Below are 22,509 nucleotides of genomic sequence, written 5' to 3' on the forward strand. Positions count from 1 at the left end.
CCCCGAAGGATAGCGGTCGGCGAACCGGGCCCGGCTGCTCGCCCGCGGTGCGTGGTCGGGGCGAGGTCTGCGCGGGGCGCACCGTTGTGCCACCATCGAGGCGAAGGGCCACCGGACGGCTTGCCCCCTCACTACATGCTATAGCATTCGAGGGTTCACGCACAGGCTCGAGGAGGATCCATGGTGTCCCTGCACGACCAGGTGAAGGTGCCTGGTTTCCGCGGTCTGGCAGGTGTCGCGCGCCGCGACGTGACGCCACCGGTGGGCATCCGCGCCCGCAACTGGGGTCCGGCCGACTGGAACGCCTCCCGGGGCACCCACCGCGCGATGACCCTCACCGCGATCGCCCTCGCCGAGGAGCAGGCGCCCGGCTCGGGCGTCTCGCCCGCGCGCCGCACGCCCGACGGCGCCGCTCACCCCGAGCAGGTCGGCACGCCCGACGGCGCCGCTCACCCCGAGCAGGTCGGCACGCCCGACGGCGCCGCTCACCCCGAGCACCTCGCCGCTCCCCGGGTCGAACCGCTCGTGATGATCACCGTGGACGCCACGTGGTGGCGCCGCGTCGACGACGAGCGCGGCGTCCGGGACGCGGTCCTCGCGGGCCTCGGCCTGCCGCCCGAGCGGCTGCTCATCTCGTTGTCCCACACCCACGCCGGACCGGTGCTGTGCAGCCACGACGCCGACCTCGAAGGTGGCGAGCTCGTCCCCGCCTACCTCGAGCACCTCGCGGCGCAGGCCGTCGACGCGGGCCGCGAGGCCGTGGCCACGCTCGCCCCCGCGACGCTCGAGTGGACCACGGGGCGCTGCGCGCTCGCGGCGGACCGCGAGCTGATCCTCGGCGCGGGCGGGTCGCACGGCGAGCCCGTCGACGCGGGCCGCGAGGCCGTGGCCGCGACGTCCGCCGGTTCCGGCGCCACCGCGGACGTCACCGAGGACTTCGGGCTCCCCGTGATCGGGTTCAACCCGTCGGTCCCGCGCGCCGCCACGGACGACACGGTCGTGATCGGCCGGCTCAGCCGGGTCGAGCCACACACCGGGCACGACCACCCTGCACCGACCGGGCACGACCACCCCCCGTCGACCGCCGACGCGAGCCGCTGCCCCGCCTGCGCGGCCGCCCGCGAGCCCCTGCCGACCACGACGCCTCTCGCGACGATCGTCAACTACGCGTGCCATCCCACGACGCTCGCGTGGCAGAACACCCTGGTCTCCCCGGACTACGTGGGCGCGATGCGCGACCTCGTCGAGGAGTCGACCGGGGCCCCCGTCGCGTTCTTCCAGGGCGCCTCGGGCGAGCTGGCCCCGCGCGAGCAGTACACGGGGGACGTCGCTGTCGCCGACCGGCACGGTCTCTCGCTCGGGCACGCGGTCCTCGCGGCGCTCGCCGAGCTGCCGCCCCCCGGCACGGCCCTCGAGCTCACGCACGTCGTGCAGTCCGGAGCACCGCTGGGCATGTGGGAGCCGCGCCCCGTCGAGGGCTCGCGCGTCCTGCGCGCGGTGAGCGACGCCGTCGTGCTGGACCTGCGCGACCTGCCGAGCCTCGCGCAGATGGAGGCCGAGTGGGCCGACATCGACCCGCGCAGCCGCGACGAGCGGCTGCGCCGCGCGCGCAACCTGCGCGACGGCTACGTGACCGGCCCGACCGTCGAGCACCCCACGTGGGTGTGGCAGATCGGCGACGGGTTCCTCGTCGCGCACCCGGGCGAGGCGTACTCGCGCTTCCAGCGCACGGTCCGCGAGCACGCGGGTGACCACCCCGTGGTCGTCGCGAACCTGACCAACGGCCCGGGCTTCGTCTACCTGCCGACCGACCAGGCCTACGTGCGCGGCGCCTACCAGGCGTGGCAGTCGCCGCTCGCGCCCGGTTCGCTCGCGCGGCTCGAGCAGCACGCGAACCACCTCATCGACACCCTGGCGGCGACGACGCCGGCACCAGCGCAGACTTCCACGGAGGAACAGTGAGCATCCCCAGCACCACGACCACGACCGGCACCCCGGCCGGCACCCCGGCCGGCACCCCGCTCCGCACCGCGATCGTCACGGGCGGCGCGGCCGGCATCGGCCGACAGATCGCCGAGCGGCTCGCGTCCGACGGCTACCGCGTGGTGTGCGTGGACGTCGTCCAGCACGACCTGCCCGCGCTCGACCTCGTGGCCCTGCCCGCCGAGCCGAGCCTGGTCTGGATGCCCCTCGACGTCACCGACCACGCGGCCGTGGGGGCGGCGTTCGACGCGGTCGCCGCCGCGACGGGCAGCATCGACGCCCTGGTCAACAACGCCGGGATCCAGCGCCACCGCGGCATCGAGGACCTGAGCTGGGACGAGTGGAAGGCCGTGGTCGACGTCAACCTGCACGGCGTCTTCACCTGCCTCCAGGCCGCGGGCCGGCACATGCTCGCCGCGGGCCGCGGCGCGATCGTCAACATCTCGTCGGTCTCGGCGCGCGGCTCCGCGGGCCGAGCCCCGTACTCGACGACCAAGGCGGCCGTGATCGGCCTGACCTCGACCGCGGGGGCCGAGTGGGCCGCGCGCGGGGTACGGGTCAACGCGGTCGCGCCCGGGTACATCGACACGGGCGTCTTCCGCCAGGGCGTCGCGGCCGGGACGCTCAAGGAGGAGACGATCCTCGCGCGCATCCCCGCGGGCCGCCTCGCCGACGCCTCGGAGATCGCGAACGCCGTGAGCTGGCTCGTGTCCGACCAGTCGCAGTACGTGATCGGCCAGACCATCTACGTCGACGGCGGGTTCATCATCGACTACGGCGTCCCGCTCGCGAAGAAGCCGGAATGACGAGCCGAGCCATGAGCCGGGGCGGGTTCGCGCGCATCACCGACGTCCGCACGTCGACGACCGTCGTCGCCCTGCCGCAGCCCTTGCAGCTCGGGGCCATGACGGTCACGCGCCGCGAGTACGTGGGGGTCCAGGTCCGTGCGGTGCTGCCCGACGGCGCCGAGGTCACGGGTGTCTCCTACGCCCTGACGCGCGAGGCGCCCATGGCCGAGATCGTCGAGCGCCTCGTCGCACCGCACGTCGTGGGCCGCGACCTCCCGGTCGACGATCCGGCCGCAGGGGTGCGCGCGGCGTGGGACGCCGCGCTGCGCGGATCGGCGATCGTGGGGCGCGTGGGCCTGGTCCGCCGGGCGATCGGGCTGGTCGACGTCGCCCTGTGGGACGTCGCGGGCAAGGTCGCAGGAGTCCCGGTGTGGCGGCTCCTGGACTCCGGCCCGGTCGTGCCAGCGGCCCGCCCGGCGATCCTGGTCGCGGCCTACCCGACCCCCGGTCGCACGGCGCGCGACGTCGCCGACGAGGTGCTCGACCGCGCCCGCGAGGGCTGGCCGCTGCTCAAGATCTCCCGTTCTCCCGACCGCGACCTCATGCGCGGCCTGCTCGCGATCCTGCGCGACGAGCTGCCAGGAGCGACGGGCCGGGAGACGGAGGCGGGCCGCAGCGGCGTCGTCGTGGACGTGGGCTTCGGCTGGCGTGACGCGGACGACGCGCTCGCCGACCTGGACGCGTGGGGGATCGGCGGTCCCGCAGGGGCCGGAGCGCCTGCGCTCGCCTGGCTCGAGGACCCCGTGCTGCCCGAGGACGCCGACGGCGCAGCGCGCATCCGTGAGGTCACGGGACTGCCGCTCGCGATCGGCGACGAGGTCACGGACCCTGAGGTCTTCGCGCGGCTCGCTGCGCTCGGCGCGCTCGACGTGGCGCGCGTGGACGTGGTCGGGATCGGTGGCATCACCGCCGCCGACCCCCTGGTCCGGTCCTGGCAGGACGCGGGGCTCGTGACGTCGAGCCACGTGTACCCCGAGGTCAGCGTCCACCTGGGAGGCGCAGCGGGGATCGGGGTCGAGACGTTCGAGCGCTCGCCGCAGGGCAACCCCTACGACCCGGCGCCGCTGCTCGTCGAGGGCGGGCCGACGTTCTCGGACGGCACGGCGCTGCCGCCCGAGGCCCCCGGCCTGGGTTTCACGCTCTCGCCCGCGTACTTCACGTTCGAGACCGAGCCCTCGCGGCCGAGCATGCGGTTGGCGTCCGGAACGGGCCCCGGAACGACGACAACCGCATGCTCGACCGACGACAACCGCATGCTCGGCGACCAGGAGGACCGATGACCGACCCGACGAGCACGCCCCGGGCGGGCTCCGCCGTCGGGCACGACGACGAGCGAGGACCGGTGTCCGCCCAGAACCCGACCGGACAAGCCTCCGTGCCAGGACCAGCCGCGACCCGCAGCGTCGTGGTGACCGGGAGCGGCAAGGGCATCGGCCGGGCCATCGCGGCGCGGCTGACCGCGGACGGCTGGGCCGTCGTCGGGCTCGAGCGGACCCCCGGCTCGGGGACCGTCGCGGAGGGGATCTGCGCGGCCGTCGTGCTCGCGGACTCGCGCGACCGCGAGGCGCACCGCGAGGCCGCGCGCGTCGCCCGGACCCTCGCGCCGCTCGCGGGCTGGGTCAACAACGCGGGCATCACCCAGACCACGCCGCTGCACGCGATGGGCGACCCCGGACGGGCCGAGGCGATCGAGCGCACGGCGCGCGACGTCGTCGAGATCAACGGGCTGGGCTACCTGTGGGGGGCCGCCGCGGCGGTCGAGGCGTTCACCGACCAGGTGAGCGGCGGGTCGATCGTCAACGTCGGGTCCATCCACGGGCGGTCCTCGTTCGTCGACCACGCGGCCTACGAGCTGACCAAGGGCGGGATCGACGCCCTCGCGCGCAGCGTCGCGGTGACATACGGGCGCTACGGCATCCGGGCCAACACGGTCGCGCCCGGCGGGGTCCGCACGCCGCACCTCGACGCGCAGATCGCGAACGCCGCCGACCCGGCGGCCGAGGAGCGCGGGCTCGCCGAGGGCCCGCCGCTCGGGCGCATCGCCGAGTCGTCGGAGATCGCGGCCGTGGTCGCGTTCCTGCTGTCGGACGAGTCGTCCTACGTGTCCGGGCAGTCGATCGCGGCCGACGGCGCCTGGACCGCGTCGTTCGGCACGCTGCCGCACGACGCAGAGCTCGACGCGCGGTACGGGCTGGCGTGAGTCGACCGGGAGGACCCTGACGACCCGGCCACCTTGGCGATACACTATCTTCTGGATTCAGGTTTCCGTGTACTGTCCTGTCCATGGAGACCGTCACCCTCACGCACACCGCGGCGCTCGCGCGGCTCGGGCACGCACTGTCCGACGAGACGCGCACGCGCATCCTGCTGACCCTGCGTGAAGCGCCCGCGTACCCCTCGGACCTGGCCGACGCCCTGGGCGTCTCGCGCCAGGTCATGTCGAACCAGCTCGCGTGCCTGCGCGGGTGCGGGCTCGTCGAGGCGATCCCCGACGGCCGACGCACCTGGTACCGGCTCGCCGACAGCCACCTCGCGCCCGCGCTCGACGACCTGCTCCGGCTCGTCGTCACGGTCGACCCGACGTGCTGCTCGCCCGACGGGTGCACCTGCTCATGACCTCGGTGTCGATCGGCCCCCGCCCGAACGCGGGCCTCGCGCCCGCCCGCAGAGCCCTCCTCGAGCGTCGCGTGCGCTGGATCGTCACGGCGACCATCGCCTACAACGTGGTCGAGGCGGTCGTCGCGATCACGGCCGGTCGCCTCGCGTCCTCGGCCGCGCTCGTGGGCTTCGGCCTCGACTCGGTCGTCGAGGTGCTGTCGGCCGCAGCCGTCGCATGGCAGTTCGCGGCCCCCGACCCGCACCGTCGCGAGCGGACCGCGATGCACCTCATCGCGGTGTCGTTCTTCGGTTTCGCGCTGTTCGTCAGCGTCGACGCCGTGCGCACGCTGCTCGGGGCATCCGATCCTGACCACTCGACCGTCGGGATCGTGCTCGCGGCCGTGAGCCTCGCGATCATGCCGTTCCTCTCCTGGTTCGAGCGACGCACGGGCCGCGAGCTGGGCTCGGCCTCGGCCGTCGCGGACTCGCGCCAGACGCTCCTGTGCACCTACCTCTCGGCCGTGCTGCTCGTGGGCCTGCTGCTCAACACCACGCTGGGCTGGACGTGGGCCGACCCGGTCGCGGCCCTCGTCATCGCGGCCGTCGCGATCAAGGAAGGCGTCGAGGCCTGGCGCGGCGACGCGTGCTGCTCGCCCGTCGCGGCGCTGCACGCCGAGGGAGAGGGGGCTCCGTCGTCGGGCACGGACGCGCGTGCCGCGGGCGGCGCGACGCCCGACCGCGACGGGTGCTCGTGCTGCGCCGACTGACGCCGGTCTCCGATGGCGGCCTCGGGCAAGCGCACCTACGGTCGAGGAGGACCCGCTCCCGGACCGGGACGGCGTCCTCCGAGAACCGACGACGACGGAACGAGGCTTGTGGTGGCAACACTGACGGTGTGGAAGTTCGAGACTCCTGAAGGCGCACAGCAGGCGGAGGACGCGCTGCTGGGGCTGCAGAAGCAGGAGCTCATCCAGGTGCAGGACGCGGCGATCGTGTCGTGGGAAGAGGGCAAGAAGAAGCCCAAGACGCACCAGTCCAACAACACGACGGGCATCGGCGCGCTCGGCGGCGCGTTCTGGGGCCTGCTGTTCGGGATCATCTTCTTCATCCCGCTCATCGGCGTCGCGATCGGTGCTGCCTCGGGCGCGCTGGCCGGCTCGCTGACCGACGTGGGCATCGACGACGACTTCATCGACTCGGTGCGGTCCAAGGTCACGCCGGGCACGTCGGCGCTGTTCGTCATGACGTCGGGGGCCGTCATGGACCGGGTCCACGAGGCGCTCAAGGCGCAGGGCATCCACGGCGAGCTCATCCAGACGAACCTGTCGGCCGACGAGGAGGCCAAGCTCCGCGCGGCCTTCGACGACGCGGTCTGAGAACCTCCGCACGCGCGAGACGCACGGCCCCGGTCCTTCACGGACCGGGGCCGTCGTCGTGCCCGGCGAGGCGGCCCGACCCACACGCAACCTGCACCGGCGAGGACCCGTCGGCGCACCCGATGAGGCGTAGCGTCGAACTATGCCTGGCAACGAGACGCACGGACCGGCTGCACCAGGGCGCGGCGGGGGACAGGGCGCGCTCACGACGCTGCCGGAGGACGTCGAACGCTCGGTCGCGGAGCGTGAGGACGACGCGGCGGCACGCGACTGGGACAACGAGGGCGGGCACGAGCGAGGGCACGTCGGCGAGAACGCGCACGCGCGCGGCCGCGACCCCGAGCAGCCACCCGACCCCGACGCCCTCCGGCTGACCGGTGTCCTGGCGACCGCTCTGCCCCCGGAGCTGGGGACGGCGCGTGAGCCGGTCGCCTACACCGTCCCTGCGGTGTTCTCGCGCCGCGTCACGCGCGAGGAGCAGGACGCGATCGAGAGCGACGACGTCCGACGACGCCTCGCCGACGCGGGATACGAGGGCGTCGAGCTGACCGTCTCGGACCGTCGCCTGCTGATCGGCCACACGAGCCTCGCCGTGCTCCGGAGTGGCCTCGCCCGCGAGATCGCCGGCGTCCTGCGTGATGTCAGCCGGGACCTCGTCGCCGAGCACGACCGCCTGGCCGCGGAGGTCGCGGACCTGCAGCGAGAAGAGGATCGACGCGCCGGTGCCGTCCTCGTGGAGGCGGACGAGATCCGCTTCGAGTGACCCCGGAGCGATGAGGACCCCATGGACGTGGCGCCGACAGACCTCCCGAGGGCGCGGCCCGTCGCGCTTCGGGTGACGAACGAGTACTCCACCCTGGCCCGGCTCGTCCGTGAGACCGGGCTGCTCCGACGGCGGTACGGCTACTACTGGACGCGGCTCGTCCTGGCGCTGCTCGCCTTCGCCGGGATCTGGGTCGCGGTCGCCCTCGTCGGGAACTCGTGGTGGCAGCTCGTCGTCGCCGCGGCCATGGCCGTGGTCGTCACGCAGATCGCCTTCCTGGGCCACGACAGCGCGCACCGGCAGATCTTCCGTTCGCGCGGGTGGAACGACTGGACGGCCCGGGTCCTCGCGGGCGGGTTCGTCGGCCTGAGCTACGGCTGGTGGCGCACCAAGCACGAGCGCCACCACTCGGCCCCCAACCAGGAGGGCGAGGACCCCGACATCTCGCCCGGAGTCATCTCGTTCACCCCCGCTGCCCTGGCGGCGAGGACGGGGTGGCGCGCGTGGCTCGCCCACCACCAGGGGTGGTTCTTCTTCCCGCTGCTGACGCTCGAGGGTCTGAACCTGCACGTCGCGAGCGTGCGGACCGTGCTGCGCAAGGACGCCTTCCCGCATCGGGGGGTCGAGGCGCCGCTCGTCCTGGGGAGGCTGGCGGTCTACGTGGGTGTGCTGTTCGTGCTGCTGCCACCGGGCAAGGCCGCCGCCTTCCTGGGGGTGCAGCTCACGCTGTTCGGCGTGCTGCTCGGCGGGTCGTTCGCCCCGAACCACAAGGGCATGCCGATCGTGCCGCACGACATGACGCTCGACTTCCTGCGGCGCCAGGTGCTCATGTCACGCAACGTGCGCGGCGGGTACGCGGTCGACGCCGTGATGGGTGGGCTGAACTACCAGATCGAGCACCACCTGTTCCCGAGCATGCCCCGGCCCAACCTCAAGAAGGTCCAGCCGATCGTGCACACCTACTGCGAGGTCGCGGGCGTGCCCTACACCGAGGTGGGTCTGTTCCGGTCCTACGGGATCGTGGTGAGCTACCTCAACCACGTGGGCCTGCGCGCCCAGGAGCCGTTCACGTGCCCGCTGGCGGCGTCGCTCGGGAGGTAGTGCGCACCGGACAGAGCGAAGCCCGGTCGATCAAGGGGGGTGACCGACCGGGCTCCGCGTTCGTGGGGGCGTCAGGCCTTGAGCATGCTCGCCCGGGTGATGACACCGTCGAGGACCTCGAAGGTGGCGATGGTCTCGCCCGACCCGTTCGAGGTCGTCACGATCTCGCGTGCGACCACCCATCGTTCACCGTACGTCACCGAGGCATCGATTGTGCAGTGCACATCTCCGGTTGCAAGGCGGGGACCGTAGAAGGCGCGCAGCGCGTCCTTGCCGACGATCGGCGCGGGCGTGACGCCGACGACCACGGTGTCCTGCGCGTAGGTCGCGAGGAACCGCTCGAGGTCGTGCGCGTTGAACGCGGTGACCTGCTCGGTGACCACGGCGTGGGCCGTCTCGCTCGGGGGTGCGGTGCGCTCGGTCATGCGGTGCTCGTCTCGTCGTGGTCGTCGGGTGGTGGCCGGGTCGTGCCGGGTCAGTCGATCCGGACGCCGCCGTTGATGTCGTACGTGGCTCCCGTGACGAACCCGGCCCGCGGGGAGGCGAGCGACGCGATGACCCACGCGACGTCGTCGGGCGTGCCGAACCGGCCCAGCGGGATCGAGGACGTCAGGGCCGCGCGACCCACGTCGTCGAGCTGGTTCGTGATGTTGCTCGTGACGGGGCCGGGCGTGACCGCGTTGGCGCGGATCCCCTCGGCGGCCAGGAGGCGCGCGAAGCTGCGCGTGATCGCGAGGAGCGCACCCTTGCTCGCGGCGTAGTGCACCCCGGTCTTGAGCGCGCCCTGCTGGCCCGCGATCGAGGCCACGTTGACGATGCTGCGGTCGACGGGAGGCTCGCCCTCGGGGGCTGCGGCGGCCCGCAGGAGAGGGAGCGCCGCGCGGGAGAGGACGAACGTGCCGCGCGCGTTGGTCTCCATGACGGCGTCCCACTCGTCGAGCTCGATGTCGTCGAGCGCGCGGTACGGGCACATGCCGCCGTTGTTGACCAGGACGTGGAGCATGCCCCACTGCCGGTCGACCCGCGTGACGAGCTTCTCGACCGACACGACGTCGCGCAGGTCGAGGCGCGAGACGTGGCACGTCGCGCCGAGCTCGGTCGCGAGGTCCGCGGTCGTGCGCGCCCCGAGCTCGTCGTGGGCGTAGGTGAGCCAGAGGTCGTATCCGTCACGGGCGAGCTGGAGGGCGGTCGCGGAACCGATCCCGGAGCTGGCGCCCGTGATCAGCGCAAGTCGTCGAGCCATGGGCCAAACGCTATAGCAAATTGTGGGGAGCGCAAGCACCTGTCCATGCACGCTGGCTCCGGGTTGCTAGATGCTATAGCATTTCCGCTCATGAACCCCGACACCGTCGTCATCACCGACTGCGACCTCCCGGGCACCGCCTGCGAAGACACCGTCACGGCCGCCGGCCTCGGTGTCGTGCGCGGGGCGGCCCGGACCGAGGACGCCGTCATCGACCTCGTCCGCGACGCCGCGGCCGCAGGCGCGACCCCGTCCGCCCTGGTCGTCCAGTGGGCGCCCCTGACCGCCCGAGTCCTCGACGAGATCGAGGGCGTCCGCTTCATCAGCCGCATGGGCATCGGCTACGACATGGTCGACGTCGCCGCCGCGACCGAGCGCGGGATCGCCGTCGCGAACACCCCGACCTACTGCATCGAGGAGGTCGCGTCCCACACGGTCGCGATGGTCCTCGGGCTGAGCCGAGGGCTGGTCGGCTACGACCGTGCCGTGCGCAGCGGGGTCTGGGCCGCGACCGCCCCGCGCCCCATGGCCGCGCGCCTGTCCGCGACCACGGTCTCGGTCATCGGCTACGGCCGGATCGGCTCGCTCGTGGCGCGCAGCTGCGCGGCGCTCGGCTACCGCGTCCTGGTCCACGACCCGTTCGTGCCCGACGTCGACGTCGCCGCGGCCGGCTACCTGCCGGTCTCGCGCGAGCAGGCCATCGCCGAGGCCGACGTGCTGAGCCTGCACGCCCCGCTCAGCGAGGCCACGCGGCACCTGCTCGACGCGTCGTCGATCGCGACCATGAAGCCGGGCGCCGTCGTGGTCAACACGTGCCGCGGCCCCCTGATCGACGAGGAGGCGCTGGCCGACGCGCTCGAGGGGGGCCACCTGGGGGCTGCGGCGCTCGACGTGTTCTCGCACGAGCCGCTGCCCGCGGACTCACGCCTTCGCACCCTCGACCAGGTGCTGCTGAGCCCGCACGCCGCCTGGTTCTCGCCCGAGGCCATGGCCGACCTGCCCGTGCACACCGCGCAGAACGCGATCGAGTTCCTCGCGGGCCGTCCCGTCGGCTCGATCGTCAACCCGGACTACGCGCGCGCCCTGGCACGCTGACGTCCTGTTTCATCCCTGATAACGACCTCCTGGAGCACCCCGTGCAGCACGTGCAGCTCATGCGCCTCGGCCTCCCCGGCCACGAACGTCCCGTCGTCCGCACCGCGGACGGCACCACCTACTCGCTCGACTCCTTGACCCGCGACGTCGACGGCGAGTTCCTCGCGGCCGACGGGATCGCGCGCACCCGGGCCGCCCTCGAGGCGGGCGAGCTGCCCGTGGTCGTCGACGCCGACGCGCTGCGGGTCGGGGCCCCGGTCGCCCGGCCCACGGCCGTGGTGTGCATCGGCATGAACTACGCCGCGCACGCGGCGGAGTCCGGCTCCGAGCCGCCGACCGTCCCGATCATCTTCTGGAAGCACTCCAACACCGTGGTCGGCCCCGACGACGACGTGCTGCTGCCCCCAGGGGCCCAGAAGGTCGACTGGGAGGTCGAGCTCGCGGTCGTCATCGGGAAGAAGGCCCGCTACCTCGCCTCGCCCGCGGAGTCCGCGGCGCACGTCGCCGGGTACACGGTGTCCAACGACGTGTCCGAGCGCGACTACCAGATGGCCGTCTCGGGCGGTCAGTGGTCCAAGGGCAAGAGCTGCGAGACCTTCAACCCGATGGGTCCCGCGCTCGTCCCGGCCGACCAGGTCGACGCCACGAACCTTCGCCTGCGCTCGTGGGTCAACGGGGAGGTCCGTCAGGACTCGTCGACGGCCGACATGATCTTCGCCGTCGACTTCCTCGTGTGGCACCTGTCGCAGTACATGGTGCTCGAGCCGGGGGACGTCATCAACACCGGGACGCCGCAGGGGGTCGCGCTCTCGGGCCGCTTCCCCTACCTGGTCGACGGCGACGTCATGGCCGTCGAGATCGAGGGCCTGGGCCGCTGCGAGCAGAAGGTCCGCGACGCGGTCGTGTGACGACCTGAGGGTCGGCCAGGGCGCCGCGTGCCTACCCCGCGAAGGGCAGGACCGGCAGCCCCTCGACCCCGGGCACCACGCGGAACACCGACCCCGCGTCGAGCTCGGGCTCGAAGGGCTCGCCGATCATGAGCCGCGAGGTGGTGATGTACAGCTCGTCGAGGCCCGCGCCGCCGAACGTGCACGCCGTGACGTGCGAGGCGGGCAGCTCGACGACCTCGGTCAACGAGCCGTCCGGGGCGTAGCGGCGCACCGCGCTGCCGCCCCACAGCGCGACCCACACGCCGCCCTCGGCGTCGACCGTGAGCCCGTCGGGCAGCCCGTCCTCGCGCGGGATCTCGACCAGGGCCCGACGGTTCGCGAGCGGCTCGTCCGTGCCCGGGTCGTAGTCGAACACGTCGACGCGGCACGTGAGCGTGTCCACGTAGTACGCGAGCGTCCCGTCGGGGGAGAAGCCCAGCCCGTTCGAGCACGTGACGCCCGACAGCACGAGGCGAGCGGCGCCGTCGGGCTCGACGCGGTACAGGGCGCCCGCGCCCGCGCGGTCGTCGAACGGCATGGACCCCGCGTAGAACGCGCCGTCCGGGGTCGCCGAGCCGTCGTTGAGGCGGACCGTCGGGTCGCTCCACAGCTCGGGGAAGGGGCGCACGGGGGAGTCGGGGGACTCGTCGTCCACGAGCGCGAGCCCACGCTCCAGCCCGACGACGTAGCCTCCCCGGGAGCGAGGGCGCACCATGGTCGCGTAGTCGCCCACGTGGCGGCGGGCCACCGTGGCGTCGGGCTGGAGGGTCAGGAGGTCGCCGGCCATCATGTCGACGAACCGCAGCCCGCCCCAGGTCGGGGACCACACAGGCCCCTCGCCGTGGTGGGCGACGGGACCGGTGATGTTCTCGGCACGCATGGGGCTATTGTCCCGGACCCGGGAACCGGTGCAGGACGGCCTGCGTCGGCTCCTGCGCCAGAGCCGTCGGACGGTGCCGTGAACCGAGCGCGGCGACGTACCCGGGGACGGGTGTGGTCGACCCGGGCGGGTCCGCTCGGCAGCGCACCGGTGCTCTGCCCAGGGGCGTCGGGAGTAGCCTTGAGCCCATGACAACGCGCAACTGGTGGTGGCTGCCCTCGCAGCCGTGACCAGTCGTGTCCCCGAGCTGCCCTGCGTGCAGCCCGGGTCGGCCCTCCGTCGCCTCCGGCGAGCGAGGGCGGCTCCTGAACCAAGGAGCACCATGACCCTCACCACCGCGGCCCACGTCGCAGCCACGCCCCCTGCCCAGGGGACCCGTCCGCCCGAGGCGGGCTCCGCCGTCGGGACACTCGACGCGGCCCGTGCCCGCAGCCTCGAGGTCGAGGCGCGGATCGCTGCGAACCCCGCGGAGTTCCGCGTCCTGACGGGCGAGCGACCGACGGGAGCGCTGCACATCGGGCACTACTTCGGGACCATCGCGAACCGCGTGCGGCTCCAGCAGGCAGGCGTCGAGGTCTTCCTGATCCTCGCCGACTACCAGGTCATCACCGACCGCGACGAGGCCGGAGACCTGCGCGGGACGGTGCGCGAGATCCTGCTCGACTACCTGGCGGCCGGGATCGACCCGGACCGGACCACGGTCTTCGCGCACAGCGCCGTCCCCGCGCTCAACCAGCTCCTGCTGCCGTTCCTGAGCCTCGTGAGCGTCGCCGAGCTCGACCGCAACCCGACCGTCAAGGCCGAGACCGCGGCCACGGGCGGTCGGGCCATGAGCGGGCTCATGCTGACCTACCCCGTGCACCAGGCCGCCGACATCCTGTTCTGCCACGGCAACCTCGTGCCCGTGGGGCAGGACCAGCTGCCGCACCTCGAGATGACGCGTACCGTCGCGCGCCGCTTCAACCAGCGGTACGCCGCCGCGAACCCGTACTTCCCCGAGCCCGACGCGCTGCTCGCGCCCTCGCCCACGATCCTCGGGACCGACGGGACCAAGATGAGCAAGAGCCGCGGGAACACGCTGCCTCTCGGGGCGAGCGAGGACGAGACGGCCCGGTGGGTCAAGCGGGCCAAGACCGACGCGGAGCGGGTCATCACCTACGAGCCCGACGCCCGGCCCGAGGTCGCCAACCTCCTGACGATCGCGTCGCTGTGCACGGGGCGCACCCCCGAGCAGATCGCCGACGAGATCGGGTCCGCGGGTGCCGGGAGGCTCAAGGCGCTCGTGACCGAGGCGCTCGTCGAGCACCTGCGCCCGATCCGCGCGCGGCGTGCGGCGCTCGCGGCGGGCGACGGACCCGACGTGCTCGACATCCTCGCGCGCGGCAACGCGCGGGCCAACGAGATCGCCGACCGCACGCTCGAGGACGTGCGCGGGCTCATGGGCATGGTCTACCGCCGAGGGTGACGCGTGCTCCGGCCGAGGGTGACGTGAGGGCCCGCCGACGGTGACCAGTCCGCCCGCCGAGGGGGACATCAGGTGTCACCGTCGGCGGGCTGGTGCGTCACCGTCGGCGGGCGGGGTGGTCACCCTCGGCGAGGAGGGGCCCTTCTCGCCCGGGTCCGCGTCTCGCACCGGTCCGCGTCCTCACACGAGTCCGAGGCTCACTCGGCCCCGAGCCGCGACCGCAGCCGCGCCAGCTGTGCCCACAGCTGGTCCGGGACCCGGTCGCCGAACGTGTCGAAGAACTCGCTCGTGAGCTCGGTCTCCGCGAGCCACGACGCGGCGTCGACCTCGAACAGCGCCTCGAGGGCACCCTGCGGGAGGTCGAGCCCGTCGACGTCCAGCGCACCCTCGGCAGGCAGCAGCCCGACGGCGCTCGTCACCGCACCCGCGTCCGTCCGCAGGCCGCGGGACCGGTCGACCTGCTGGGCGATCCACTCGACCACGCGCGAGTTCTCCCCGAACCCGGGCCACAGGAACGAGCCGTCGGCCCCCTTGCGGAACCAGTTGACCTGGAAGATCTTGGGCCGCTTGGCCGGGTCGAGCCCTGCCCCGACGCTCAGCCAGTGGGCCCAGTGGTCCGCCATGTTGTACCCGCAGAACGGCAGCATCGCGAAGGGGTCGCGGCGCAGCTCGCCCAGCGCGCCCTCGGCCGCGGCGGTGCGCTCGGACGAGATGGTGGCTCCCATGAAGACGCCGTGCTCCCAGCTGTAGGCCTGGGCGACGAGCGGCACGTTGGTCGCGCGGCGCCCGCCGAAGACGATCGCGTCGATCGGGACGCCCGCGGGGTCCTCCCAGGTGTCGGCGATCGTGGGGCACTGGGCGGCTGCGACCGTGAACCGGGAGTTGGGGTGCGCGGCGGGCGTGCCCGCGGCCCCGTCGGCGGGCGTCCAGTCGTCACCGCGCCAGTCGATCAGGTGCTCGGGGGCCTCGGGGGTGAGTCCCTCCCACCAGACGTCGCCGTCGTCGGTCAGGGCGACGTTGGTGAAGATCGTGTCGCGGGCGAACGTCGCGACCGCGACCGGGTTGGTGTCGATGCCCGTGCCGGGCGCGACGCCGAAGAACCCTGCCTCGGGGTTGATCGCGCGCAGCGTCCCGTCCGGACCGGGGCGGAGCCACGCGATGTCGTCGCCGATGGTCTCGACCTTCCACCCCGGGACGGTCGGCTGGAGCATCGCGAGGTTCGTCTTGCCGCACGCCGACGGGAACGCCGCGGCGAGGTGGTAGGCGCGCCCCTCGGGCGACGTGGCCCGGATGAGCAGCATGTGCTCGGCGAGCCAGCCCTCGTCGCGTGCCATGGCCGAGGCGATGCGCAGCGCGAAGCACTTCTTGCCGAGCAGGGCGTTGCCGCCGTACCCGGAGCCGTACGACCAGATCTCCCGGGTCTCGGGGAAGTGCGCGATGTACTTGGTGTCGTTGCAGGGCCACGCGACGTCCTCGTGGAGGTCGACCGAACCGTCGGGGCGGTCGACCACGAGCGGCGCGCCCACCGAGTGGACGGCCGGCACGAACGGCGCGCCCGCGTCGATCAGGGCCAGGACGTCGCTGCCGACCCGCGTCATGACGCCCATGCTCACCACGACGTACGGGGAGTCGGTGACCTGGATGCCGACCTGCGAGATGGGGCCGCCGACCGGTCCCATCGAGAACGGCACGACGTACATGGTCCGACCCCGCATCGAGCCGTCGAACACCCCGCGCAGCTCGGCGCGCATCACGTCGGGCTCGCGCCAGTTGTTGGTGGGCCCCGCGTCGGCCTCGTCCTGCGAGCAGATGAACGTGCGGGACTCGACGCGGGCCACGTCGCTCGGGTTCGACCGGGCGAGGTAGCTGCCCGGTCGCAGCTCGGGGTCGAGCGGCAGGAGCGTGCCCGCGTCGACCATGAGGTCGATCAGCCGCTGCTTCTCGGCCGCGGACCCGTCGCACCACACGACCGAGTCGGGCTCGGTCAGGTCGGCGATCTCGCGGACCCAGGCGCGCGGGTCGCGGTCCGCAACGACGGCGGATCGGGCACCGGGGCCGAACGCCGCACCGGCCAGGGGCGTGGCGAGCACGTCGGGCAGCTCCTCGGCGAGGGCGGCGAGGTGGGTGCGGCGAGGGTTGGCGGTCACGGTCATGATCGGGTCTCCGGTCCTGGGCGGGGGCGTTCGCCCGGTGGGCGTGTGTCCTGCTGTTTCCACCTTCGACCCGGAACGGCGCAGTTTTCCACCCAGAACCGTGTCAAGAATTGCGGTTCTTGACATAGAGTCAAGGAATGGCCGTCGACGAAGACCGCAAGATCCCCACGACCCCCGAGGTCCTGGCTCCCGCGACCACCGACCTCATCACGCTGGGCCGCCGGATCCGCTGGTTCCGGACCGGTCGGGAGCTCACCCTCGACGCCCTCGGTGCGCAGGTGGGGACCACCGCGAGCCTCCTGTCGCTCATCGAGAACGGCAAGCGTGAACCCCGGCTCTCGCTGCTCCAGGCGCTCGCGGGCGCGCTCGACGTCACGGTGACGGACCTGCTCGCGGACGAGCCGCCGTCGCGCCGGGCCGCGCTCGAGATCGAGCTGGACCGGGCCCAGCGAGGCCCCCTCTTCGCGACCCTGGGGCTGCCGTCGGTCAAGGCCTCCCAGAAGCTGCCCATGCCGGTCCTGGAGAACCTCGTGGGGCTGCACGGCGAGCTCGCCCGGCGCGCGTCGGAGGCCATCGCGACGCCCGAGGAGGCACGCCGCGCCAACACCGAGCTGCGCCTCGAGCGCCAGTCGCGCAACAACTACATCCCCGAGCTCGAGGACCTCGCCGAGGAGATGACGCGCCGGGCCGGCTACCGCGTGGGTGCGCTCACCCACCGCACCGTTGCTCGCATGGCCGAGCAGCTCGGCTTCACGCTGCTCCACGTCGACGACCTGCCGCACTCGACCCGCACCGTCACGGACCTGCGCAACGGCCGCATCTACCTGCCGCCGGCCTCGATCCCCGGGAGCCACGGCCTGCGCTCGCTCGGTCTGCAGGCCATCGCGCACCGCGTGCTCGGGCACCAGCGGCCCACGTCGTACGCGCACTTCCTGCGCCAGCGCGTCGAGATCACCTACTTCGCGGCGTGCTGCCTCATGCCCCAGTCCGCAGCGGTCGAGTTCCTCGAGCAGCGCAAGAAGGAGAAGGACCTCGCGGTCGAGGACTTCCGCGACGCGTTCGGCGTCTCGCACGAGGCCGCGTCGCAGCGCTTCACGAACCTCGCGACGTCGCGCCTGGGCATCCCCGTGCACTTCATGCGCGTGGGCGACGACGGCGCCCTCTACCGCGGCTACGCGAACGACGGTCTGCCGTTCCCGGCCGACGTCACGGGGGCCATCGAGGGGCAGCTGGTCTGCCGCCGGTGGGCGGCACGCGAGGCCTTCGCGCGCCGCGACCGGGCGACCGAGTCCTACCAGTACACGGACACCCCGGCGGGCACGTTCTGGTGCAGCACGCAGACGGGCACGACGACGACGGGCGAGTTCTCGATCACGGTCGGGGTCCCGTTCGCCTCGGCCAAGTGGTTCCGGGGACGCGAGACGACCGCGCGGCGCGCCTCGACCTGCCCCGACGAGGCCTGCTGCCGCCGGCCCCAGGCCCAGCTCGCGCGCCGCTGGGAGGAGGTCGCGTGGCCCAGCGCGCGCATGCACCAGCACGTGCTGTCGGCACTGCCCTCGGGGTCGTTCCCCGGGGTTGACGCCTCAGAGGTCTACGCGTTCCTCGAGAAGCACGCGCCGACGCCCGGCGCGGAGTGAGGTGGGCCGGGCCGGCGCTCGCCCTGCCTGCCCTGGCCCGCCCACGTCGCGCCCGCCTCGCTGACGGCGTCGCACGTCGTCACACGTCGCGCAGCGGCCCGCCCTGCTGGTCGACGAGCGGCAGCAGCCGCTCCAGGACGTCGCCCGTGCGCAGCCCGTCGTGCTCGAACTCGTTCGTGACGAGCGCCTGCACGTTCCCGACGCGCGAGGCCGTGTCGAGCGACAGGTGGGCGTCGACGAACATGTCGTCGTAGTAGACGGCCGCGGCGACCGGGACCTCGTTGGCCGCGAGCACGTCCAGGTCGTACAGCACGGTCCACTCCTCGCGGCGGGCCAGCTCCTCGGCCGCCCCGCGGAACGCGCGGAGCCCCGCGATCTCCTCGAACATCCAGGGGTAGATCATCTCGCCCGTGAAGAGCAGCGGCCGGGCCTCGGGGGAGAACTCCGGGTGCTCGGCGCGGACCCCCTCGGCGGCCCAGCCCGTGGCCCCGCGGCCCGAGGCGTAGATCGACTCGTGCAGCACCGCGTACAGCGGGTTCGTCCAGTACGAGGTCAGGTCCCGGACCTCGCTGAGGAACGTGTCGCTCAGGTCCTCGTCGTCGTGGTCGAACGCCTCGTCGAGCAGCCAGTGCACACGCTCGAAGCCCGGCTTCATGCCGAAGTCCATGCCGAGCGTCTGGAGGCGTCGCACCGAGAGCGTGTCGCCGTCGGGCAGAGTGACGTCCCCCACCGCGATCCTGTCCGCGATGCGCGCGAGGCGTGCGACGTCGTCGGGGAAGCGCGACGCGAAGCGAGCGTTCTTGGCCGCGGTGCGCGGGTAGGTGCGGCGGTAGACCTCGGTCGCGTCGGCCTCGATGCCCGCGAGCCCGCCCGTGACGTAGCAGGCCGAGAGGCCCTCGGCGGCGCGTGACAGGTACGTGAGCGTGAGGAAGCCGCCGTAGCTCTGCCCGAGCGACTCCCAGCGGCGACCGCCGAACAGCGTGCGGCGCACGTGCTCGGCGTCGGCCACGATCGAGTCCGCGCGGAAGTGCGAGAGGTACTCGGCCTGCGCGGCCGCGTCGCCGAGCGCTGCCAGGTGGCGCCCGCGCACGGCCGAGCTGCGGCCCGTGCCGCGCTGGTCGAGCAGGATCACGCGGTGCGTCGCGAGCATGGTCCCGACCCACCCCTCGGGCCCGGTGGGCCGTGGCCCCTTGCCGCCCGGGCCGCCCTGGAGGAACACGAGCAGGGGCAGGTCCTCGCGCCGCCGGACCGGGTCGACCAGCTCGCGCACGAAGACCGTGATCCGGCGTGAGTCGGTCTCGTCGAACCAGTCGAGGGGGACCTCGACCACGTGGTCGGTGACGTGCATCCCGGGGATCGTGCAGCTCACGGAGGTCATGGCGACGAGCCTATCGAGCGCGAGCCGGTCCTGGAGGCTGGGTGTGTCGGAGGCGATCCGTAGCGTGCAACCTCAGGATCGAGAAGGAGGCAGGCATGAGCTACGACATCGCCGTGTTCGCCACGGAGACCGTGGACGACGACGGGTTCGAGGCATGGTTCGAGGAGCAGGCCGAGTGGGGCGAGGACCACGACTACACGGACCCCGCGGTCACGTCCGTCGCCCTCCGGACGTTCTACGACGCGCTGGCCCAGGAGTTCCCGCCGATGAACGGGCCGGACGCCGACGAGGACGTCGACGATCCCCGCCTGGCCGACTACTCGATCGGGCGTGAGCTGCTCTACGTCGCGTTCGGCTGGTCCCAGGCGCGCGCGGCGCAGGCTGCGTGCCTGCGCATCGCTGCGGCGACCGGGGTCGCGGTCGGCCTCGTGAGCGACGACGGGCGCATCGTCCGACCGGGCGACACGCCGGAGCCGGTCGGTTCCTGACACGCCGGAGCCGGTCGGTTCCTGACACGCCGGAGCCGGCGTGACCTCCTGGTCACGCCGGCTCCGGCGAGGCTGCGAGAAGGACTACTTCTCGACGTCCTCGTCGACCCAGTCGAGGGTCTTGCTCACGGCCTTCTTCCAGTTGCGGTAGAGACGCTCGCGCTCGCCCTCGTCCATCGACGGGCTCCAGCGCTTGTCCTCGGCCCAGTTGGCGATGACGTCCTGCTCGCCCTGCCAGAACCCGACCGCGATGCCCGCGGCGTACGCGGCACCGAGCGCCGTCGTCTCCGCGACCTTGGGCCGCACGACGTCCACGCCGAGCTGGTCCGCCTGGAACTGCATGAGCAGCTCGTTCTGCACCATGCCGCCGTCGACGCGCAGCTCGGTGAGGTCGACGCCCGAGTCCGCGTTCATGGCGTCCAGGACCTCGCGGGTCTGGAACGCGACGGCCTCGAGCGCGGCGCGCGCGATGTGGTTCTTGTTGACGTAGCGCGTGAGGCCCACGAGCGCGCCACGGGCGTCGGAGCGCCAGTGCGGTGCGAACAGACCCGAGAACGCGGGCACGAAGTACGCGCCACCGTTGTCGTCGACCTTGCGGGCGAGCCACTCGACGTCGGGCGCGTCCGAGAACATGCCCAGGTTGTCGCGCAGCCACTGGATGAGCGAGCCCGTGACGGCGATCGAGCCCTCGAGCGCGTAGCGGGCCGGCTGGTCGCCGATCTTGTAGCAGACCGTGGTCAGCAGGCCGTTCTCGCTCATGACCTTCTCGGTGCCCGTGTTGAGCAGCATGAAGTTGCCCGTGCCGTACGTGTTCTTGGCCTGTCCGACCTCGAAGCACGCCTGGCCGAACGTCGCGGCCTGCTGGTCGCCCAGGATGCCCGCGATCGGGACGCCGGGGAGGAGCCCGCCGGGGCGACCCTTCCCGTAGACCTCGGAGGACGACTTGATCTCCGGGAGCATCGAGAGGGGGATGCCCATGTCGGCCGCGATGTCCTCGCGCCAGCTCAGGGTGTCGAGGTCCATGAGCATGGTGCGCGACGCGTTGGTCACGTCGGTGACGTGCACGCCGCCGTCGACGCCGCCCGTCATGTTCCACAGGACCCAGGTGTCGGTGTTGCCGAACACGAGGTCGCCGGCGTCGGCAGCCTCGCGGGCGCCCTCGACGTTGTCGAGGATCCACTTGACCTTGGGACCGGAGAAGTACGTCGCGAGGGGCAGGCCGACGATCGCCTTGTACTTCTCGGGGCCCGCCTCGCCGCCGAGCTCGTCGACGATCTTCTGGGTCCGGGTGTCCTGCCAGACGATCGCGTTGTAGACGGGCTTGCCCGTCTTGCGGTTCCACACGACCGCGGTCTCGCGCTGGTTGGTGATGCCGACCGCGGCGATGTCGGTGTAGGTCACGTTCGCGCGGGTCAGTGCGAGACCCACGGCCTCGCGCACGTTGTTCCAGATCTGCTCGGGGTTGTGCTCGACCCAGCCGGCCCGCGGAAAGATCTGGTCGTGCTCGAGCTGGCCGGAGGAGACGATCTCCCCGGAGTGGTTGAAGACGATGGCCCGGGAGCTGGTGGTTCCCTGGTCGATGGCGAGAACGTAGTCGGCCATGGTGTGTCAGTCCTTCACGTCGGTGTGGTTGAGCGGGTGCCGCGCTGCGCGGCGGGAGTTCACGAAGGGTCGCCGTGCCCGACGGCGGGTGGTCGCGTGACCGGGGCGGGTCGCCCCGTCCCGGTCACGCGGAGGGAGCAGGTCAGCCCCAGGCTGCCCCGAGGAGGCCGGCGAGCACGCCGCCGACGAGGGGACCGGCGACCGGGACCCACGAGTAGGCCCAGTCGCTCGAACCCTTGCCCTTGATGGGCAGGAGGGCGTGGGCGATGCGCGGGCCGAGGTCACGAGCAGGGTTGATCGCGTACCCGGTGGGACCACCGAGGGACGCACCGATACCGACCACGACCAGCGCGACCGCGAGCGGGCCGAGGCCCGAGGGGGTGTTGCCGGACGCCACGACGAAGAACACGAGCACGAAGGTCGCGATGACCTCGGTGATGAAGTTCCAGCCGTAGGAGCGGAGCTCGGGGCCGGTCGAGAAGACCGCGAGCTTGGTCGCGGCAGGAGCGTCCTCGTCGAAGTGCTTCTTGTAGGCGATGAACGCGAGCACGGCACCGAGGATCGCACCGATCATCTGCGCGCCGAAGTACATGAACATGTTGCTCACGGTCGGTTCGATCGTCGCGGTGACCATCCCCTCGGGGCCGGTGACCGAGTAGAAGGGGCGGTCCGCGGTGAACAGACCGATGGTCACGGCCGGGTTGAGGTGAGCACCCGACTTGTAGGCGACGTAGACACCGGTGAAGACGGCAAGGCCCCATCCGAAGTTGATGAGGAGCCAGCCGCCGTTGAAGCCCTTGGTCTTGGGGAGGATCACGTTGGCTACGACGCCGGCGCCCATCAGGATCAGGGTCGCGGTGCCGAGTATCTCGGACCAGAAGGCGTTGAGGAGGAGTGTGTCCATCAGCTTCTCTCTTTCTTGGTGGACTTCGTTGTCGCAACCACCCCGGCGCATCCGTGCGGCGGGGCC

Annotated in this window: 21 protein-coding genes; 14 read left to right on the forward strand and 7 right to left on the reverse strand. The window is 72.5% G+C overall.

Annotation, left to right across the window (positions count from 1 at the left end):
- The first annotated feature begins 180 nt into the window (after nt 1–180).
- The 9 genes from ASE15_RS09920 to ASE15_RS09960 all read left to right on the forward strand — a co-directional run bounded on the left by ASE15_RS09920 (nt 181) and on the right by ASE15_RS09960 (nt 8,669).
- Nucleotides 181–1,962 carry a hypothetical protein gene (locus ASE15_RS09920; protein ID WP_056763106.1) on the forward strand — a complete coding sequence of 594 codons (1,782 nt, stop codon included), beginning with the start codon at nt 181–183 and terminating at the stop codon, nt 1,960–1,962.
- Nucleotides 1,959–2,789 carry an SDR family NAD(P)-dependent oxidoreductase gene (locus ASE15_RS09925; protein ID WP_235534320.1) on the forward strand — a complete coding sequence of 277 codons (831 nt, stop codon included), beginning with the start codon at nt 1,959–1,961 and terminating at the stop codon, nt 2,787–2,789. Before ASE15_RS09920 ends, ASE15_RS09925 begins: the two co-directional genes overlap by 4 nt.
- Complete coding sequence (locus ASE15_RS09930; RefSeq protein ID WP_235534321.1) at nt 2,786–4,111, forward strand: enolase C-terminal domain-like protein; 1,326 nt, start codon at nt 2,786–2,788, stop codon at nt 4,109–4,111. Before ASE15_RS09925 ends, ASE15_RS09930 begins: the two co-directional genes overlap by 4 nt.
- Entirely contained in the window at nt 4,108–5,031 is a 924-nt protein-coding gene (locus ASE15_RS09935; protein WP_082618354.1) for an SDR family NAD(P)-dependent oxidoreductase, read from the forward strand. Before ASE15_RS09930 ends, ASE15_RS09935 begins: the two co-directional genes overlap by 4 nt.
- Before the next feature lie 83 nt (nt 5,032–5,114).
- On the forward strand, nt 5,115–5,447 hold the full coding sequence (locus ASE15_RS09940) for a helix-turn-helix transcriptional regulator (protein ID WP_056649628.1): 333 nt from the start codon (nt 5,115–5,117) through the stop codon (nt 5,445–5,447).
- The gene (locus tag ASE15_RS09945; RefSeq protein WP_082618376.1) at nt 5,444–6,196 is read left to right on the forward strand and encodes a cation transporter; all 753 of its coding nucleotides are present in this window, start codon (nt 5,444–5,446) and stop codon (nt 6,194–6,196) included. Before ASE15_RS09940 ends, ASE15_RS09945 begins: the two co-directional genes overlap by 4 nt.
- Before the next feature lie 111 nt (nt 6,197–6,307).
- Nucleotides 6,308–6,805: a DUF1269 domain-containing protein gene (locus ASE15_RS09950; protein ID WP_056763240.1), complete on the forward strand. Its 498-nt coding sequence runs from the start codon at nt 6,308–6,310 to the stop codon at nt 6,803–6,805.
- 142 nt (nt 6,806–6,947) lie between these two features.
- Nucleotides 6,948–7,568, forward strand: coding sequence for a hypothetical protein (locus ASE15_RS09955; RefSeq protein ID WP_056763108.1), 621 nt, complete (start codon nt 6,948–6,950; stop codon nt 7,566–7,568).
- A gap of 72 nt (nt 7,569–7,640) precedes the next feature.
- Nucleotides 7,641–8,669, forward strand: a complete 1,029-nt coding sequence (locus ASE15_RS09960; protein ID WP_235534323.1) for an acyl-CoA desaturase — start codon at nt 7,641–7,643, stop codon at nt 8,667–8,669.
- Between the two features lie 71 nt (nt 8,670–8,740).
- On the opposite strand, the gene ASE15_RS09965 is transcribed toward ASE15_RS09960, so the two are convergent.
- Both ASE15_RS09965 and ASE15_RS09970 read right to left on the reverse strand, forming a co-directional pair.
- On the reverse strand, nt 8,741–9,094 hold the full coding sequence (locus ASE15_RS09965; protein ID WP_056763111.1) for a nuclear transport factor 2 family protein: 354 nt from the start codon (nt 9,092–9,094) through the stop codon (nt 8,741–8,743).
- A 50-nt stretch (nt 9,095–9,144) separates the two neighbouring features.
- Nucleotides 9,145–9,912, reverse strand: a complete 768-nt coding sequence (locus ASE15_RS09970) for an SDR family NAD(P)-dependent oxidoreductase (protein WP_056763112.1) — start codon at nt 9,910–9,912, stop codon at nt 9,145–9,147.
- A 90-nt stretch (nt 9,913–10,002) separates the two neighbouring features.
- On the opposite strand from ASE15_RS09970, the gene ASE15_RS09975 reads away from it, so the two are divergent.
- Nucleotides 10,003–11,007, forward strand: coding sequence for a C-terminal binding protein (locus ASE15_RS09975; RefSeq protein ID WP_056763116.1), 1,005 nt, complete (start codon nt 10,003–10,005; stop codon nt 11,005–11,007).
- A gap of 50 nt (nt 11,008–11,057) precedes the next feature.
- Nucleotides 11,058–11,915, forward strand: a complete 858-nt coding sequence (locus ASE15_RS09980) for a fumarylacetoacetate hydrolase family protein (RefSeq protein ID WP_056763245.1) — start codon at nt 11,058–11,060, stop codon at nt 11,913–11,915.
- 31 nt (nt 11,916–11,946) lie between these two features.
- Here ASE15_RS09980 and ASE15_RS09985 read toward each other — a convergent pair whose 3' ends face one another.
- Nucleotides 11,947–12,816 (reverse strand): SMP-30/gluconolactonase/LRE family protein, encoded by an 870-nt coding sequence (locus ASE15_RS09985; RefSeq protein WP_056763118.1) that lies wholly within the window; start codon nt 12,814–12,816, stop codon nt 11,947–11,949.
- Between the two features lie 322 nt (nt 12,817–13,138).
- On the opposite strand from ASE15_RS09985, the gene trpS reads away from it, so the two are divergent.
- The gene (gene trpS, locus ASE15_RS09990; RefSeq protein WP_056763120.1) at nt 13,139–14,281 is read left to right on the forward strand and encodes a tryptophan--tRNA ligase; all 1,143 of its coding nucleotides are present in this window, start codon (nt 13,139–13,141) and stop codon (nt 14,279–14,281) included.
- Nucleotides 14,282–14,478: 197 nt separating this feature from the next.
- On the opposite strand, the gene ASE15_RS09995 is transcribed toward trpS, so the two are convergent.
- Nucleotides 14,479–16,434 carry a phosphoenolpyruvate carboxykinase (GTP) gene (locus ASE15_RS09995; protein WP_082608797.1) on the reverse strand — a complete coding sequence of 652 codons (1,956 nt, stop codon included), beginning with the start codon at nt 16,432–16,434 and terminating at the stop codon, nt 14,479–14,481.
- A gap of 137 nt (nt 16,435–16,571) precedes the next feature.
- Here ASE15_RS09995 and ASE15_RS10000 point away from each other — a divergent pair, with 137 nt between their 5' ends.
- A complete protein-coding gene (locus ASE15_RS10000) occupies nt 16,572–18,071 on the forward strand; it encodes an XRE family transcriptional regulator (RefSeq protein WP_082608798.1) in 1,500 nt (499 codons plus the stop codon).
- Between the two features lie 79 nt (nt 18,072–18,150).
- Here the strand turns inward: ASE15_RS10000 and ASE15_RS10005 are convergent, their stop codons facing one another.
- Entirely contained in the window at nt 18,151–19,449 is a 1,299-nt protein-coding gene (locus ASE15_RS10005; protein ID WP_056649653.1) for an alpha/beta fold hydrolase, read from the reverse strand.
- A gap of 95 nt (nt 19,450–19,544) precedes the next feature.
- Here ASE15_RS10005 and ASE15_RS10010 point away from each other — a divergent pair, with 95 nt between their 5' ends.
- Complete coding sequence (locus tag ASE15_RS10010; RefSeq protein ID WP_056649656.1) at nt 19,545–19,937, forward strand: hypothetical protein; 393 nt, start codon at nt 19,545–19,547, stop codon at nt 19,935–19,937.
- Nucleotides 19,938–20,021: 84 nt separating this feature from the next.
- Here the strand turns inward: ASE15_RS10010 and glpK are convergent, their stop codons facing one another.
- Nucleotides 20,022–21,539, reverse strand: a complete 1,518-nt coding sequence (gene glpK, locus ASE15_RS10015) for a glycerol kinase GlpK (RefSeq protein ID WP_056649659.1) — start codon at nt 21,537–21,539, stop codon at nt 20,022–20,024.
- A 142-nt stretch (nt 21,540–21,681) separates the two neighbouring features.
- Nucleotides 21,682–22,443: an MIP/aquaporin family protein gene (locus ASE15_RS10020; protein ID WP_056763121.1), complete on the reverse strand. Its 762-nt coding sequence runs from the start codon at nt 22,441–22,443 to the stop codon at nt 21,682–21,684.
- Nucleotides 22,444–22,509: the final 66 nt, after the last annotated feature.

It is taken from the genome of Oerskovia sp. Root22 (assembly GCF_001429135.1).
GTDB lineage: Bacteria > Actinomycetota > Actinomycetes > Actinomycetales > Cellulomonadaceae > Oerskovia > Oerskovia enterophila.

Bases quoted from the DNA above. Each gene is read 5' to 3' on its own strand.
- ASE15_RS10000 (WP_082608798.1), top strand. From the start codon at position 16,572: ATGGCCGTCGACGAAGACCGCAAGATCCCCACGACCCCCGAGGTCCTG.
- ASE15_RS09970 (WP_056763112.1), bottom strand. From the start codon at position 9,912: ATGGCTCGACGACTTGCGCTGATCACGGGCGCCAGCTCCGGGATCGGT.
- glpK (WP_056649659.1), bottom strand. From the start codon at position 21,539: ATGGCCGACTACGTTCTCGCCATCGACCAGGGAACCACCAGCTCCCGG.
- ASE15_RS09920 (WP_056763106.1), top strand. From the start codon at position 181: ATGGTGTCCCTGCACGACCAGGTGAAGGTGCCTGGTTTCCGCGGTCTG.
- ASE15_RS09965 (WP_056763111.1), bottom strand. From the start codon at position 9,094: ATGACCGAGCGCACCGCACCCCCGAGCGAGACGGCCCACGCCGTGGTC.
- ASE15_RS10010 (WP_056649656.1), top strand. From the start codon at position 19,545: ATGAGCTACGACATCGCCGTGTTCGCCACGGAGACCGTGGACGACGAC.
- ASE15_RS09940 (WP_056649628.1), top strand. From the start codon at position 5,115: ATGGAGACCGTCACCCTCACGCACACCGCGGCGCTCGCGCGGCTCGGG.
- ASE15_RS10020 (WP_056763121.1), bottom strand. From the start codon at position 22,443: ATGGACACACTCCTCCTCAACGCCTTCTGGTCCGAGATACTCGGCACC.
- trpS (WP_056763120.1), top strand. From the start codon at position 13,139: ATGACCCTCACCACCGCGGCCCACGTCGCAGCCACGCCCCCTGCCCAG.
- ASE15_RS09955 (WP_056763108.1), top strand. From the start codon at position 6,948: ATGCCTGGCAACGAGACGCACGGACCGGCTGCACCAGGGCGCGGCGGG.
- ASE15_RS09985 (WP_056763118.1), bottom strand. From the start codon at position 12,816: ATGCGTGCCGAGAACATCACCGGTCCCGTCGCCCACCACGGCGAGGGG.
- ASE15_RS09995 (WP_082608797.1), bottom strand. From the start codon at position 16,434: ATGACCGTGACCGCCAACCCTCGCCGCACCCACCTCGCCGCCCTCGCC.
- ASE15_RS09930 (WP_235534321.1), top strand. From the start codon at position 2,786: ATGACGAGCCGAGCCATGAGCCGGGGCGGGTTCGCGCGCATCACCGAC.
- ASE15_RS09935 (WP_082618354.1), top strand. From the start codon at position 4,108: ATGACCGACCCGACGAGCACGCCCCGGGCGGGCTCCGCCGTCGGGCAC.
- ASE15_RS09975 (WP_056763116.1), top strand. From the start codon at position 10,003: ATGAACCCCGACACCGTCGTCATCACCGACTGCGACCTCCCGGGCACC.
- ASE15_RS09945 (WP_082618376.1), top strand. From the start codon at position 5,444: ATGACCTCGGTGTCGATCGGCCCCCGCCCGAACGCGGGCCTCGCGCCC.
- ASE15_RS10005 (WP_056649653.1), bottom strand. From the start codon at position 19,449: ATGACCTCCGTGAGCTGCACGATCCCCGGGATGCACGTCACCGACCAC.